We start from the raw sequence: 13,916 nt of genomic DNA on the forward strand, positions 1-13,916 counted from the left end.
TGCGTGTTAATGGTGATGAGGGTACACCTGTTCCCATTCCGAACACAGTAGTTAAGCTCATTTACGGTGACAATACTTGGCTGGCGACGGCCCGGGAAGATAACTCAACGCGCACACAAAACACCGATTCAAACGAATCGGTGTTTTGTTTTTGTTAAGAAAACGCCCTAACGATTTACGTTGTATTGATCTCCGTATATAATAGATATAATGGTATATCTCTGAAATGTGGAGGTTGAGAATGAACAAAATTCTGCGAGAAAAAATTCAGGAAGCTCTATCTTCCGTGCTTCCGATCACGCTGATCGTCCTTGTACTCAGCATGACGATCACGCCGATGCCGGTCGGCACGCTTGTCCTGTTCCTTGCAGGCGCCGTGCTGCTGATTGTCGGCATGGCGTTCTTTTCGCTTGGCACGGATGTATCCATGACACCGATGGGCGAGGGTATCGGCGCACAGCTGCCGAAGACAAAAAATCTTGCTGTGGTCATCGCGATTACACTGCTGATCGGCATTCTGATCACGATCGCCGAACCGGATCTTCAGGTGCTCGCCGGACAGGTTCCGTCCATCTCGAACAGCATGCTGATCTGGACGGTCGCAGTCGGCGTCGGTCTGTTCTTCGTGCTCGCACTGCTGCGCACAATCTTCAAAATACGGCTTTCTCTTCTGCTCATTCTATTCTATATTGCAGTTTTCATCTTTTCCGCCTTTGTGCCGAACGAATTTGTATCGGTTGCATTCGATTCGGGCGGTGTTACGACCGGCCCGATCACGGTTCCGTTCATCATGGCGCTCGGCGTTGGTCTCGCTTCGATACGAGGCGACAGCGACGCTCAGGATGACAGCTTCGGCCTAGTCGCACTGTGCAGCATCGGCCCCGTGCTTGCGGTCCTGCTGCTCGGCATTTTTTATTCGGGCGGCGACGCTGGTTATACGCAGATCGCAGTTCCGGAGCTCGAGGACACCCGCCAGGTCGCAGCGGAATTTGTCCATGCGCTGCCGGACTACATACGTGAGGTCGTTTCCGCCCTGCTGCCGGTCATTGCATTCTGTGCGATATTTCAGCTGATCTTTAAGCGCTTTCACAAGATTCAGCTCCAGAAAATCGGCATCGGTTTTCTCTATACCTTTGTTGGTCTGGCGCTGTTTCTGACCGGCGTCAATGTCGGATTCATGCCGGCCGGTCATTATCTCGGACAGCAGCTTGCATTGAGCGGAAAAAGCTGGATTTTAATTCCGCTCGGCATGCTCATCGGCTACTTCCTCGTCACTGCCGAGCCGGCAGTGCATGTGCTCAACCGACAGGTCGAAACGATCACAAACGGCGGTATCTCGCAGCGCGCGATGATGCTCAGCCTGTCGATCGGTGTGGCGTGCTCGGTGGGACTGGCGATGATGCGCGTGCTCACGGGCATCTCTATTTACTATATCCTGATTCCGGGCTACCTGATCGCGCTCACGCTGACGTTTTTTGTGCCGAAGATATTCACCGGCATTGCGTTCGACTCGGGCGGCGTCGCGTCCGGCCCGATGACAACGACCTTCCTGCTGCCCTTCTCGATGGGCGCCTGCGAAGCGCTCGGAGGGAACGTGCTGACCGATGCCTTCGGCATCGTGGCGATGGTCGCCATGACGCCGCTGCTGACGATACAGACGCTCGGTCTGCTCTACCGCTTCAAACAGAAAGATATGCCGCAGGAAACGCTCGCTGCGGACGATGAGGACAGCATTATCGTGCTGGAGGGGGATACTTGATATGATGGAGCATACACCGCAGATGACCGCGCAGAGCGGCCTTGCGTTCGCCGTAGCGGTCGTTGACGTCGGCAAGGGCGAAAAGATACTCAGCCTGTTCCGCGAGGAGCACACGCTGCTCGACTATGTGTGCATGGCGCACGGTACGGCGCGCACGGAAATGCTCGACCTGCTCGGCATCGGCGAGACGGCCAAGGCAGTCGTGTTCTGTCTCGCGGCGAGCGGACAGGCGCAGCGTATCCTGAACCGGCTCGGAAAAGAGCTTCAGATGCGCTACCCGGGACGCGGTATCGCGTTCACCATTCCGGTCAGCGGCATTGGACGCCGCTGGCACAGCCTGCTGACGCAGGCGGACGAACAGGAGGAGATCCGGATGAACAAAAGCGAACAGACAGGCTTCGATGTGGTCGCCGTCGTGATGGAGCGAGGCTACACGAACGTCGCGATGGATGCGGCGCGCAAGGCCGGCGCACGCGGCGGTACGGTGATCTCGGCGCGCGGCATCGCGGAAAACGAAGTCAAGCGCTTTTTCGGCATCGAGATACAGGCGGAAAAGGAAATTGTTTTCCTTGTTGTCAAAAGTGCGGAAAAGCAGCAGGTCATGACCGAGCTGATGCGCGCGGTGGGAACCCGGACGCGCAGTCACGGACTGATACTGTCCATGCCGGTCTCCGACGCGATCGGTCTGGCGGACTGACAGTCACAGGCAAACACAGAAGGGGGGAGGACATCCGGAGAATGCCCTTCCCCTTTTCCGTCCACAGCTTTGTCCACATGATGCGGTTTTATAATCACAGGTTATCCCCAGCCTGCGCCGAAGAAAAAAATAAAAGTTCAGAAGATAGTACAATAAAAAAAATCCTTTTCTTACAAAAGTACCAAAGATTTTTTCGCCCCTTGACAGACGCGGACTCACGGTTTACAATAGTATTTGCAAGCACCGAATGAGCACAATATATGGTGTACAAAACGGGGCAACACCACGAAATTTAGTAATCGCCGCAAGGCGGTTTTTGTATGAGAGAGGGATTTTTGGTTATGATAGAGCAGATTATCAAGCGAGACGGCCGAACAGCTCCGTTTGACCTGGATAAAATCGCGAACGCGATCTTCGGCGCGGCGCAGTCGGTCGGCGGCCAGGATTACGAGATGGCGCACGAGCTGGCGGAGCAGGTCGAAAAGGAGCTTGAAAAGACTGTCAGCGAGAAAATCCCGACGGTAGAACAGATTCAGGACACGGTCGAGACCGTGCTCATCGAGAGCGGCCACGCCCGCACCGCGAAGAAATACATCCTGTACCGCAACGAGCGTACGCGCGTGCGTGAGATGAATACCCGCCTGATGAAGGTCTACGAGGATCTGACCTTCAAGCCCTCTATCGAGAACGACATCAAGCGCGAGAACGCCAACATCGACGGCGATACCGCGATGGGCACCATGCTCAAGTACGGCTCGGAGGGCGCAAAGCAGTTCTACGAGATGTTCATCCTTGACTCGGCGCATGCAGCGGCGCACCGCGACGGCGACATCCACATTCACGATCTGGATTTTCTCACGCTGACCACCACCTGCTGCCAGATCGATCTGCTGAAGCTGTTCCGCGACGGCTTTTCGACCGGTCACGGCTTCCTGCGTGAGCCGAACGACATCCGCTCCTATGCGGCTCTGGCGTGCATCGCGATCCAGTCCAACCAGAACGATCAGCACGGCGGCCAGTCGGTTCCGAACTTCGATTACTCCATGGCGCCGGGTGTGCGCAAGACCTTCCGCAAGCTGTTCCGCAGCAACCTCGCCAAGGCGCTCGAGGTGTTCGGCGAGGACGACAACAATGAAGTGGATGCAAGAGAACTGACCGAGCGCGTTGAGCAGGAGACCGGCAAATGGGCCTGCCTCGCCGGCGACAACGGCTATGACGAGGCGATGGCAAAGGCGCTTTCCGAGAGAATGGACGAAAAGACGGTCGCGAAGTGCATGAAATTCGCGCGCAAGTACGCCGACAAGGAGACGCGCAAGGGCACCTATCAGGCGATGGAGGCTCTGGTGCACAACCTCAATACCATGCACTCCCGTGCGGGCGCGCAGATCCCGTTCTCCTCGCTCAACTACGGTACGGATACCTCGCCTGAGGGCCGTCTGGTCATGGAGCAGCTGCTGCTCGCGACCGAGGCCGGCCTCGGCAACGGAGAGACGCCGATCTTCCCGATCCACATCTTCAAGGTCAAGGAAGGCGTCAACTACAACGACGGCGACCCGAACTACGATCTGTTCAAGCTCGCCTGCCGCGTTTCCGCCAAGCGCATGTTCCCGAACTTCTCGTTCCTCGACGCGCCGTTCAATCTGAAATATTACAAGCCCGGTCATCCGGAGACCGAGGTCGGCTACATGGGCTGCCGCACGCGCGTCATGTCCAACATCGTTGACCCGTCCCGCGAGATCACCTACGGCCGCGGCAACCTGTCGTTCACGTCGGTCAACCTGCCGCGCATCGCGATCCGCAGCCACGGCGATCTGGACTGGTTCTTCGAGGATCTTGACCGCAAGATCGACCTTGTCATCGACCAGCTGCTCGACCGCTTCCGCATTCAGTGCGCTAAGCGCGTGCGCAACTACCCGTTCCTCATGGGCGAGGGCGTGTGGATCGACTCCGAGAAGCTCGGCCCGGACGATGAGGTAGGCGAGGTGCTGAAACACGGCACGCTGACGCTCGGCTTCATCGGCCTTGCGGAATGCCTCAAGGCGCTCATCGGCAGTCATCACGGCGAGAGCGAGGAGGCGCAGAACCTCGGCCTTGAGATCGTCGGCCATATGCGCAAGCGCATGGATGAGGCGAGTGAGAAGTACCATCTGAATTTCTCGCTGATCGCGACTCCGGCAGAGGGCCTGTCCGGCCGCTTCGTCCGGATCGACCGCGAGAAATACGGTGTCATCCCGGGCGTTACCGACCGCGATTACTACACCAACTCGTTCCATGTGCCGGTTTACTATCCGATCTCCGCATTCGAGAAGATCGCGCGCGAGGCGCCTTATCATGAACTGACCAACGGCGGCCACATCAGCTACATCGAGCTGGACGGCGACCCGACGCAGAATCTGGAGGCGTTCGAGGCGGTCGTCCGCGCGATGAAGGAAGCCGGCATCGGCTACGGCGCGATCAACCATCCGATCGACCGCGACCCGGTCTGCGGCTATACCGGCATCATCGGCGAGGTATGTCCGCGCTGCGGACGCCGTGAGGGCGAGGGCGTGCCGCTGTCCAGGCTGCAGAAGCTCGGCCTTTACAAGAATTACAACAGCACGACGATCGGCTACCATGGCGACCCGAACGAGGAAGCTGACCGTCAGCCAAATACTCTGAAAATCGTGAGAAAATGATCGGCAGCGGAGGTGCAAGTCCGCTGTCCCCGGAATAGAAAGGATGTCTGTCATGGAGAACAATCAGGTTATGCAGGAGCAGCTTATCGGTGAGGGTGTCGGCTTCGAGCGCATCCGCCGCATCACGGGCTATCTCGTCGGCACGCTCGACCGCTTCAACAATGGCAAGCGCGCGGAGGAGCACGACCGTGTCAAGCACTCGGTCACCACCTGCTGCCCGATGGAGAAGGAGCATACTGCGTAAATGGAAGGCACCATTCGCATCGCGGGAACGGTCGGAGAGTCTATTGTAGACGGCCCCGGCTTCCGCTATACGCTGTTCGTGCAGGGCTGTCCGCACGGCTGTCCCGGCTGCCACAATCCGCAGACGCACGACTTTGACGGCGGACAGGACATCGCGCTCGATACGCTGCTGAAGGATATGTGCAAAAACCCGTTCGTAAAGGGCGTGACCTTTTCGGGCGGCGAGCCGTTCTGCAAGGCGGAGCCGCTGTACCGTCTGGCGGTCGAACTGAAGAGCAGGGGAAAGCACCTCATGGCCTACTCGGGTTACACCTTTGAGGAGCTGATGCAGCTTTCCGACCCCTATGTCAAAAAGCTGCTCGGCGAGCTTGATCTGCTCGTGGACGGCCGCTTCCTCATGGAGGAGAAGAACATCGACCTTCGCTTCCGCGGCAGCGCAAACCAGCGCGTGCTGGATGTGCCGAAGTCGCTCGAGGCGGGCGCGCCGGTTTGGGCGGAGCAGTACAGATAAGCTGCTGCGAAGCTGACGTTTCACATAAGCACTGAATTGACGAAAAAAGCTGTCTTTCCGAGATAACATCTCCGGAAGGACAGCTTTTTTGTGCAGTATTCAGTTTATGCCGTCCGGTGCAGCGAGCGGATTGCGCATCTCGAGAACGGCGTGAGGGACGGCTTGACCGGCATGGACGCGCTCGCAGCGGCCGACCGGCTTCATGCCGAACGCGGCAGCGGTCTGGAGCGCACCGACATTGTCGAGCCGGATGAAGGAAACAACGCGGTCGAGCTCGAGCCGCGCGAACGCGCAGCTGAGCATGGCGGACAGGCATTCTCTGCCGAAACCGTGAAAGCGCTTTTCGCTGCGCACGATGCAGCCGAGACTGACGGCCGGACGGCCGTCAAGCTGCTCCGCGAGCAGGCCGCAGAGCGTCACCAGCTCGTCCGTCTGCTTTTCGAAGGCTGCGACATAGCCGATGCCGTCCGTGCGGTAGCGGCGCAGCATATCCGCGATAAAATCCAGCGTATCACTGCGGTCATACGGCCGGTCCCATGCCGCCATGGTCTCCGCGTTCTGAAGAACGCAGGAGGCAAGCTCGAGATCGGTCGCGCGCAGGCGGCGGAAGTACAGACGCTGCGACTGCACCTCGAGTAATTCAATCTTCTCCATATCTACTCCGTATGCAGAGACAAAACGGTGCGGCCGAAGCCGCACCGAATGCCATAGATCAGTTGTGTTTCTGCCGATACCATCTGACAGCTTGGGGCGCTGCTATGCCCGCGATAAGTCCGATGATTGCGGGGATAAGCCCGTAACCAAGGCTCTGCGGAAAGACCTGCGGGCCGAACGTGACCCACGGTATCCAGAGCGCCCACGAACCGGCTATGACCGGCAGGAGCGGGTAAAGCGGCAGTCTGAGAAACGCTGCGAAAAACGTACACAGCAGGGCAGACCACGGCAGGATAAACCAGAAGCCGAGCAGCCAGTAGCCCATTTCGTTGCCGTACAGCAACCCGGGTATCAGACCGACTATCGTGACAAGGCCGTAGCAGAACAGAAAAGTCAGGTACGGGGAAAAACGAAGTAAGCGTTTCTTTGTCATACGCCAGCCTCCTTTGCGGGGGTATCGGTGATGTGAACTTTTTGCTTACTTGGTGCCGAAGATACGGTCGCCGGCATCGCCCAGACCCGGAACGATGTAGCCGTGATCGTTCAGCTTTTCGTCGATCGCGCCGACGAAGATCTCAACGTCCGGATGAGCCTTCTGAACCGCAGCAACACCTTCCGGCGCACCGATGAGGTTCATCAGCTTGATGTGCTTGACGCCGCGGCGCTTGAGGCCGTCGATCGCAGCGATCGCGGAACCGCCGGTTGCAAGCATCGGATCGAGCAGCAGAACGTCGCGCTCGTTGATGTCGCTCGGCAGCTTGCAGTAATACTCGATCGGCTGGAGGGTCTCCGGGTTGCGGTACAGACCGATGTGGCCGACCTTGGCCGCCGGGATCATCTCCAGAATGCCCTCTACCATGCCGAGACCTGCGCGCAGGATCGGAACGAGAGCGATCTTCTTGCCGGAAATGACCTGTACGCGAGCCTCGGAAACCGGGGTCTCGATGGTGATCTCCTTGAGCGGCAGATCACGGGTCGCCTCGTAGCACATCAGCATAGCGATCTCGGAAGCGGCCTCGCGGAATTCCTTGACGCCGGTGGTCTTGTCACGCATCAGGCTCAGCTTGTGCTTGATCAGCGGGTGGTCCATTTCATGTACGGTTGCCATAATCGTAGTCTCCTTTTATTGAAGTCTGAATTTGTTATTTGTTCTCCGCGAGACGCTTCATGCGTTCGCGTTCGGCCTGCGGACGGCGCAGATAGAAGGCGTCGAGCTCCTGCGGGGTGCAGGTTCTGCCCTCACGAATGAGCGGCAGCGCGGCGGCCGCGACACCGAAGCCGGTGGCGTAGCGCAGCTCGGGCGGCGCAAGACGCAGACCGGTACAGCTGTCTTTAATGGTATTATAACACAAGTTCGCGCCGTCTCCAACCAGAAAATACGGAGCTTCGCCGATTTCTTCGGAAAGCTCGGTCATTTTGAGCGCGCGGTCATCGCACAGACGCCTTGGTGTGAGGCCGTCGACCTCGAAGAGCGCATTGTATACCTGACCGGCGCGGGCGTCCATGACGCAGCAGAGACTGCCGCCGAGAGAGCGCGCGCCCCAGGCCATGGCCTCGAGCGTCGATACGCCGACGCACGGCCTGTCCGTGCCGAGCGCGAGCCCCTTGACTGTCGCAACGCCGATGCGCACGCCGGTAAACGAGCCCGGGCCGTGTGCGACCGCGAAAGCATCGACCTCGGAGAGCGAAACGCCGCAGTTTGCGAGCAGCGCCTCCGCCATCGGCAGCAGGGTGCGCGAGTGCGTCAGACCGCAGTTCTGAAAGGACTGTGCGATGAGCTTGTCGTCCTCGGTCAGAGCGACCGAAGCGCTCACCGCAGAGGACTCCAGAGCGAGAATTTTCATTGCTTCTTCACCTCATCAATCGTGACCACTCGGTCATTTTCGAAAGTTCCGTACTGAATATGCACGGTTTTATAGCTGTCCGGCAGGATATCGGCAGCATTTTCGCTCCATTCGATCAGCACGATCTTCGAGCCGTCAAGGTATTCATCGAAGCCGATCTCGAACAGTGCCTCGCTGTCGAGGATGCGGTAGAGATCGAAATGCGCCACATCTGCACGGTCTGTGTGGTATTCGTTCGCGATGGCGAACGTCGGACTGGTGACGCGGCCGGTATAGCCGAGACCGCGCAGCACGCCGCGCGTGAAGGCGGTTTTTCCTGCGCCGAGGTCGCCGGAGAACGCCACGACATCGCCGGGATGCAGGCTGAGAGCGAACTTCGCGCCGAGCGCCTCTGTCTCCTCGGGCGAATGGGTGATATATTCCATGGAAACACCTTTTCTTTGTATCATTTCAATACTATCATATCATGCGGACATGAAAATAGCAAGAAGCCTGTCAAGCCTGTCGACAAACTTCGTTTTTCCGACAACCTGTGTTTTGACTTCGCAGAACACGAGTCGTCCGAAAGTTTCCGACTCCCTACGGGAGAAAAGGAAAGGCACGCCAAGCGTGCCTTTCGCGCCCGAAGGGCGCAGTCTCCTGCCGCATTTTGCCTTCGGCAAAACAGGCAGGACAGGCGCACCGCAGTGCGCCGCATAAAATTCTCTGTAAAAGTCCAGCTTTGCCGGACTTTTACACCTCTGCCCGTGCCGCGGCGGCACGGCCTCGTCCGCCGTGCGGACGAGAGGGGGTTATCGCTCCCGGTTTCTCCGGAACCGGGAGCGTATCTAAGGGGGACAGTGTCCCCCTTAGACCCTCTTAGAAGAGCCCGGTGATGACACCGGCATTGTCCACGTCGATCTTTTCTGCCGCCGGAACCTTCGGCAGACCCGGCATGGTCATGACTGCGCCGGTCTCCACGACAACAAAGCCTGCGCCGGCGGCCAGACGCGCCGAGCGGACGCTTACAACGAACTGGCTCGGACGGCCGAGCAGCGAAGCGTCGTCGGACAGCGAATACTGCGTCTTGGCGATGCAGACCGGCAGACTGCCATAGCCCATGTCGGTGATGTTCGCAAGCTCCTTGTGCGCCGCGGGAGCAAAGGTCACGCCGTCCGCACCGTAGATTTCCTTGGCAATTCTGCGGATCTTCTCCTCGAGCGGAAGCTCGTCCTCATACAGCATGTGGAAGTCTGCCTTGCCCTCGTCGAGCACGGTCAGCACCTCACGCGCAAGCTCCTCGCCGCCTTCGCCGCCCTTGGCGAATACCTCGGACAGGGCAACGCGGACGCCGCGCTCTGCGCAGTGCTTTCGGATGAACTCCATCTCCTCGGCGGTATCGGTCGGGAAGGCGTTGATGGCGACAACGACCGGCACGCCGAACTTCTTCATGTTGTCCAGATGGGCGTCGAGGTTGCAGATGCCGCGCTCGAGCGCGCTCATGTCGGGGGTGTTCAGCTCGGTCTTGGGTACGCCGCCGTTGTACTTGAGCGCGCGGACGGTCGCGACGAGCACGATGCAGTCCGGAGAGATGCCGGCCTTGCGGCACTTGATGTCCATGAACTTCTCTGCGCCGAGGTCTGCGCCGAAGCCGGCCTCGGTGATGGCGATGTCAGCGAGCTTCATGGCGAGACGGGTCGCCTGAACGCTGTTGCAGCCGTGCGCGATGTTCGCGAACGGGCCGCCGTGCATGAGCGCCGGGGTGCCCTCGAGCGTCTGAACGAGGTTCGGCTTGATGGCGTCGCGCATCAGCGCGGTCATCGCGCCCTCAGCGTGCAGGTCGCGCGCATAGACCGGCTTGCCGGCAAAGGTGTATGCGACGAGAATGTCGCCGAAGCGCTTCTTGAGGTCGTCGAGATCCTTCGCCAGACACAGGATGGCCATGACCTCGGACGCAACCGTGATCATGAAGTGATCCTCGCGCGGCACACCGTTTACCTTGCCGCCCAGACCGATCGTGATGTTGCGCAGCGCGCGGTCGTTCATATCCATGACACGGGTGAAAACAATGCGGCGCGGATCGATGCCGAGCACATTGCCCTGCTGCATGTGGTTGTCGAGCATGGCGCAGAGCAGATTGTTCGCCGCGGTGATCGCGTGCATGTCGCCGGTGAAGTGCAGATTGATGTCCTCCATCGGAACGACCTGCGCGTAGCCGCCGCCTGCCGCGCCGCCCTTGATGCCGAATACCGGGCCGAGAGACGGCTCGCGCAGCGCGATCATGGCCTTTTTGCCCATTTTTGCGAGCGCCTCGCCCAGACCGACGGTCGTGGTGGTCTTGCCCTCGCCGGCAGGAGTCGGGTTAATGGCGGTGACGAGAACGAGCTTGCCGTCCGGCTTGTCTGCGGTCTTTTTCCATACGTCTGCGGACAGCTTGGCCTTGTACTTGCCGTACAGCTCAAGATCCTCGGCGTCCAGACCGGCTGCCGCTGCTACCTCGGTGATCGGGCGCATCTGGCAGCCCTGTGCGATTTCGATGTCGGATAACATAACATTCCTCCTGATAACTGGGGCGCGGCGAACGGATTGTCGCCCGGCCGCACACACTTAAATGTTAAAACCATTATAACAATGTTCTGCACAGTTTTCCAGTGAGGTGCGCGAAAAATTTGACGAAATTCAATCTCGAAAAATGTGCGTCATTGTGGTATGATATAATCTGATATTATATTTCCGCATGGAATGACAAGAACACGGAAAAGGAGGGTCTGCATGGACCTTTTCAAATCGGTGGCGCATTATCTGAAAAACACCGATCTGTATCTGGCGGTCATCGCCTTTATCTGCTCCGGCTACGGCATGGCGCTCATCTACTCCGCCACGCTCAATCCTGTCTCGATCAAGGACGACGGCTCGACGAAAAATCTGTATGTGCAGGGCGCGGCCATCCTGATCGGCTTCGGCGCCTTCGTGCTGATGAGCCTTATCGATCTGGAGGGGCTGCGGAACAGGTGGAAAAACTTCGTCATCGTGAACATCTGCCTTCAGCTGCTGCTGTTCACGCCTCTCGGCATGGAGGTCAATGGCCAGCGCGCGTGGCTCAATCTGGGCGTGACCAGCCTTCAGCCGGGCGAGCTCGGCAAGCTGATCTTCATCTTCACGATGGCGGCGCATATCTCCGAGGTCGGAGAGTATATCAGCGAGCTGCGCGGTCTTGCGGTCATCGCGCTGCATACGCTTATCATGATGGCGGTGGTCGTCGTCTCCTCGGGCGACTCGGGCATGGCGATCCAGTATTTCATGATCGCGGTCATTATGCTGTTCGCGGCCGGTCTGTCGCTCAAATGGATCGCGCTCGGCGCGGGCGTCGCGGTGGCGAGCGTGCCGGTGCTGTGGAATTTTGTGCTGAAGAAATATCAGATCACGCGAATACTCGTGCTGTTCGACCCGTCGATCGACCCGCAGGCCGCGCTTCAGACAACCTACGGCAAGATCGCCATCGGCTCGGGACAGCTCACCGGACAGGGACTGACGCACGGCACCATGACGCAGCTCCAGTACGTCCCGGAGAACCAGACCGACTATATCTTTTCGGTCGCCGGTGAGGAGCTCGGCTTTCTCGGCTGCATGGCGATCATCCTGCTGCTGAGCCTGCTCATCGCGCGCCTGTTTTATGTGTCCTACCGCGCGTCCACGCCGTTCTCCTCGCTTCTCGCGGTCGGCGTTGCCGGCATGTTCCTGTTCCAGACGTTCATGAACATCTTCATGAATGTCGGTCTGCTGCCGGTCATGGGTCTGACGCTGCCGTTTTTCTCATACGGCGGCACCTCGGTGCTCACGATGTATGCCGCGCTCGGCATCGCCGCAGGCGTGCGCATGAGGGAAAAGCCGAGCTGGCTTCAGCACTGAGCGCTTTTACCAAAGTAAAGCGGTGAAAACATACCGGAATTGTGTAATATGTTCATTTTTGCGAGATTTTGCAATTTTTGCGGCGGCATCTTGCAAAATTATCGGATTTCCTGTATAATTAACAGTATAAAATGGAGGGTAAAACAATGATGACAAACCGCATAGTAACCATAGCCGCATTCTGCGTCTATTTGATTTTTATGCTCTGTATCGGCATGTATTTTGTCGGCAAGAATAAGACCACGACCGAATACTTCCTTGGCGGACGAAAGCTCGGCTCCTGGGTCACTTCGATGAGTGCGCAGGCGTCCGATATGTCCGGCTGGCTGCTGATGGGTCTGCCGGGCGCGGCATATCTGTCCGGTATTTCCGCCGGCTGGATCGGCATCGGCCTTGCGATCGGCACCTATCTCAACTGGCTGCTCGTAGCCAAGCCGCTGCGCCAGTACACCAAGGTGGCAGGCGACGCGATCACGCTGCCGGAGTATTTCAAGAACCGCTTCCATGACGAATCCGGCTGGCTCTCGGTCATTTCGGCGGTATTCATTCTGGTATTCTTCCTGTTCTATACCGCGTCCGGCTTCGTTTCCTGCGCAAAGCTGTTCTCGTCCGTTTTCGGCATCCCGTATCTGGTATCGCTCGCGGTCGGCGCAGTCGTCGTTATCTCGTATACGTTCGCAGGCGGCTTCTTCGCCGTGTGCTGGACCGACTTCTTCCAGGGTCTCATGATGTTCTTCTGCGTGGTTGCGGTTCCGCTGATCGCGGTTTTCCGTATGGGCGGCCCGGCGGAGTTCATTTCGAGCGTCGAGGCGTTCAACCCGAACTTCCTGAGCATGTTTGTTGACGGCGCGACTAATACGCCGTACACCGCGATGGGTATCGTCTCGCTCGTTGCATGGGGTCTCGGCTACTTCGGTCAGCCGCACATCCTCGTGCGCTTTATGGGCATTTCCTCTCCGGCGGCGATCAAAAAATCCCGCCGCATCGCGACGGTATGGGTCGTTATCTCGCTGACCGCAGCAGTCCTGATCGGCGTTTCCGGCCGCATGGTTCTCGGCGACGGTCTGCTCGACGGCAACGGCCAGCAGGAGATCATCTACATCACCATGGTCTCCAAGTTCTTCCCGCTCTTTATCGCAGGCATCTTCCTGTCTGCTATCCTCGCAGCCATCATGTCCACTGCGGACTCCCAGCTGCTCGTTACCGCGTCTGCACTGACCAAGGACTTTTATCACAACAAGATCCGTCCGCAGGCGACCGAGAAGGAGCTGATGTGGGTTTCCCGCGGCTGCGTTATGGGCGTTGCGGTCATCGCCGTTCTCATCGCGACCAACCAGAACAGCACGGTTCTCGGTCTGGTCTCCTACGCATGGGGCGGCTTCGGCTCGGCCTTCGGTCCGCTCGTTCTGTGCTCGCTGTTCTGGAAGCGCACCAACAAGCAGGGCGCTTATGCGGGCATCCTGGTCGGCGGCATCGTCGATCTGGTCTGGGCGCAGCTTTCCGGCGGCATCTTCGACCTGTATGAGATCGTCCCGGGCTTTGTCTGCGGTCTGATCGCGATTTTCGTTGTCAGCCTGCTGACTGCGGCTCCTTCGAAGGAGATTACCGACGAGTTTGACTCGTACCGTTCCTGCGAGGAATAAAA

General features: G+C 58.6%; 12 protein-coding genes, 1 rRNA gene and 1 pseudogene. 8 read left to right on the forward strand and 6 right to left on the reverse strand.

Annotated features, from left to right (window positions below):
• The 6 genes and pseudogenes from rrf (at position 1) to nrdG (ending at position 5,885) form a co-directional block, all read left to right on the forward strand.
• A 5S ribosomal RNA gene (gene rrf / locus H8S02_RS11000) occupies positions 1-116 on the forward strand.
• Positions 117-241: 125 nt separating this feature from the next.
• Positions 242-1,759, forward strand: a complete 1,518-nt coding sequence (locus H8S02_RS11005) for a DUF1538 domain-containing protein (RefSeq protein ID WP_186970563.1) — start codon at positions 242-244, stop codon at positions 1,757-1,759.
• A gap of 1 nt (position 1,760) precedes the next feature.
• On the forward strand, positions 1,761-2,456 hold the full coding sequence (locus tag H8S02_RS11010; protein ID WP_186970564.1) for a P-II family nitrogen regulator: 696 nt from the start codon (positions 1,761-1,763) through the stop codon (positions 2,454-2,456).
• A 341-nt stretch (positions 2,457-2,797) separates the two neighbouring features.
• Positions 2,798-5,131 carry an anaerobic ribonucleoside triphosphate reductase gene (locus tag H8S02_RS11015; RefSeq protein WP_186970565.1) on the forward strand — a complete coding sequence of 778 codons (2,334 nt, stop codon included), beginning with the start codon at positions 2,798-2,800 and terminating at the stop codon, positions 5,129-5,131.
• Positions 5,124-5,375 (forward strand): annotated as a pseudogene (nrdD, locus tag H8S02_RS11020) (anaerobic ribonucleoside-triphosphate reductase); the annotation flags it as partial. The gene H8S02_RS11015 and the pseudogene nrdD, both read left to right, overlap by 8 nt.
• Positions 5,376-5,885 (forward strand): anaerobic ribonucleoside-triphosphate reductase activating protein, encoded by a 510-nt coding sequence (gene nrdG / locus H8S02_RS11025; protein ID WP_118722740.1) that lies wholly within the window; start codon positions 5,376-5,378, stop codon positions 5,883-5,885. It abuts the pseudogene before it with no gap.
• Between the two features lie 99 nt (positions 5,886-5,984).
• On the opposite strand, the gene H8S02_RS11030 is transcribed toward nrdG, so the two are convergent.
• From H8S02_RS11030 to H8S02_RS11055, 6 genes are all read right to left on the reverse strand, one after another.
• Positions 5,985-6,539, reverse strand: a complete 555-nt coding sequence (locus tag H8S02_RS11030; protein WP_186970566.1) for a GNAT family N-acetyltransferase — start codon at positions 6,537-6,539, stop codon at positions 5,985-5,987.
• Positions 6,540-6,597: 58 nt separating this feature from the next.
• On the reverse strand, positions 6,598-6,972 hold the full coding sequence (locus H8S02_RS11035; protein ID WP_186970567.1) for a hypothetical protein: 375 nt from the start codon (positions 6,970-6,972) through the stop codon (positions 6,598-6,600).
• Positions 6,973-7,017: 45 nt separating this feature from the next.
• Entirely contained in the window at positions 7,018-7,647 is a 630-nt protein-coding gene (upp, locus tag H8S02_RS11040) for a uracil phosphoribosyltransferase (protein WP_186970568.1), read from the reverse strand.
• A gap of 34 nt (positions 7,648-7,681) precedes the next feature.
• Entirely contained in the window at positions 7,682-8,383 is a 702-nt protein-coding gene (gene tsaB / locus H8S02_RS11045) for a tRNA (adenosine(37)-N6)-threonylcarbamoyltransferase complex dimerization subunit type 1 TsaB (RefSeq protein WP_186970569.1), read from the reverse strand.
• The gene (tsaE, locus tag H8S02_RS11050; protein ID WP_186970570.1) at positions 8,380-8,808 is read right to left on the reverse strand and encodes a tRNA (adenosine(37)-N6)-threonylcarbamoyltransferase complex ATPase subunit type 1 TsaE; all 429 of its coding nucleotides are present in this window, start codon (positions 8,806-8,808) and stop codon (positions 8,380-8,382) included. The genes tsaB and tsaE overlap by 4 nt, the downstream gene beginning before the upstream one ends.
• A 433-nt stretch (positions 8,809-9,241) precedes the next feature.
• On the reverse strand, positions 9,242-10,912 hold the full coding sequence (locus tag H8S02_RS11055) for a formate--tetrahydrofolate ligase (RefSeq protein WP_186970571.1): 1,671 nt from the start codon (positions 10,910-10,912) through the stop codon (positions 9,242-9,244).
• 222 nt (positions 10,913-11,134) lie between these two features.
• Between H8S02_RS11055 and H8S02_RS11060 the strand changes: the two genes are divergently transcribed.
• On the forward strand, positions 11,135-12,271 hold the full coding sequence (locus H8S02_RS11060; protein ID WP_186970572.1) for an FtsW/RodA/SpoVE family cell cycle protein: 1,137 nt from the start codon (positions 11,135-11,137) through the stop codon (positions 12,269-12,271).
• Positions 12,272-12,417: 146 nt separating this feature from the next.
• Positions 12,418-13,914 (forward strand): sodium/proline symporter PutP, encoded by a 1,497-nt coding sequence (gene putP, locus H8S02_RS11065; RefSeq protein ID WP_186970573.1) that lies wholly within the window; start codon positions 12,418-12,420, stop codon positions 13,912-13,914.
• Positions 13,915-13,916: the final 2 nt, after the last annotated feature.

It is taken from the genome of Agathobaculum hominis (assembly GCF_014288055.1).
Lineage (GTDB): Bacteria > Bacillota > Clostridia > Oscillospirales > Butyricicoccaceae > Agathobaculum > Agathobaculum hominis.

Coding starts and splice junctions, on each gene's coding strand:
- H8S02_RS11005 (WP_186970563.1), top strand. CDS start 242: ATGAACAAAATTCTGCGAGAAAAAATTCAGGAAGCTCTATCTTCCGTG.
- H8S02_RS11010 (WP_186970564.1), top strand. CDS start 1,761: ATGATGGAGCATACACCGCAGATGACCGCGCAGAGCGGCCTTGCGTTC.
- H8S02_RS11015 (WP_186970565.1), top strand. CDS start 2,798: ATGATAGAGCAGATTATCAAGCGAGACGGCCGAACAGCTCCGTTTGAC.
- nrdG (WP_118722740.1), top strand. CDS start 5,376: ATGGAAGGCACCATTCGCATCGCGGGAACGGTCGGAGAGTCTATTGTA.
- H8S02_RS11030 (WP_186970566.1), bottom strand. CDS start 6,539: ATGGAGAAGATTGAATTACTCGAGGTGCAGTCGCAGCGTCTGTACTTC.
- H8S02_RS11035 (WP_186970567.1), bottom strand. CDS start 6,972: ATGACAAAGAAACGCTTACTTCGTTTTTCCCCGTACCTGACTTTTCTG.
- upp (WP_186970568.1), bottom strand. CDS start 7,647: ATGGCAACCGTACATGAAATGGACCACCCGCTGATCAAGCACAAGCTG.
- tsaB (WP_186970569.1), bottom strand. CDS start 8,383: ATGAAAATTCTCGCTCTGGAGTCCTCTGCGGTGAGCGCTTCGGTCGCT.
- tsaE (WP_186970570.1), bottom strand. CDS start 8,808: ATGGAATATATCACCCATTCGCCCGAGGAGACAGAGGCGCTCGGCGCG.
- H8S02_RS11055 (WP_186970571.1), bottom strand. CDS start 10,912: ATGTTATCCGACATCGAAATCGCACAGGGCTGCCAGATGCGCCCGATC.
- H8S02_RS11060 (WP_186970572.1), top strand. CDS start 11,135: ATGGACCTTTTCAAATCGGTGGCGCATTATCTGAAAAACACCGATCTG.
- putP (WP_186970573.1), top strand. CDS start 12,418: ATGATGACAAACCGCATAGTAACCATAGCCGCATTCTGCGTCTATTTG.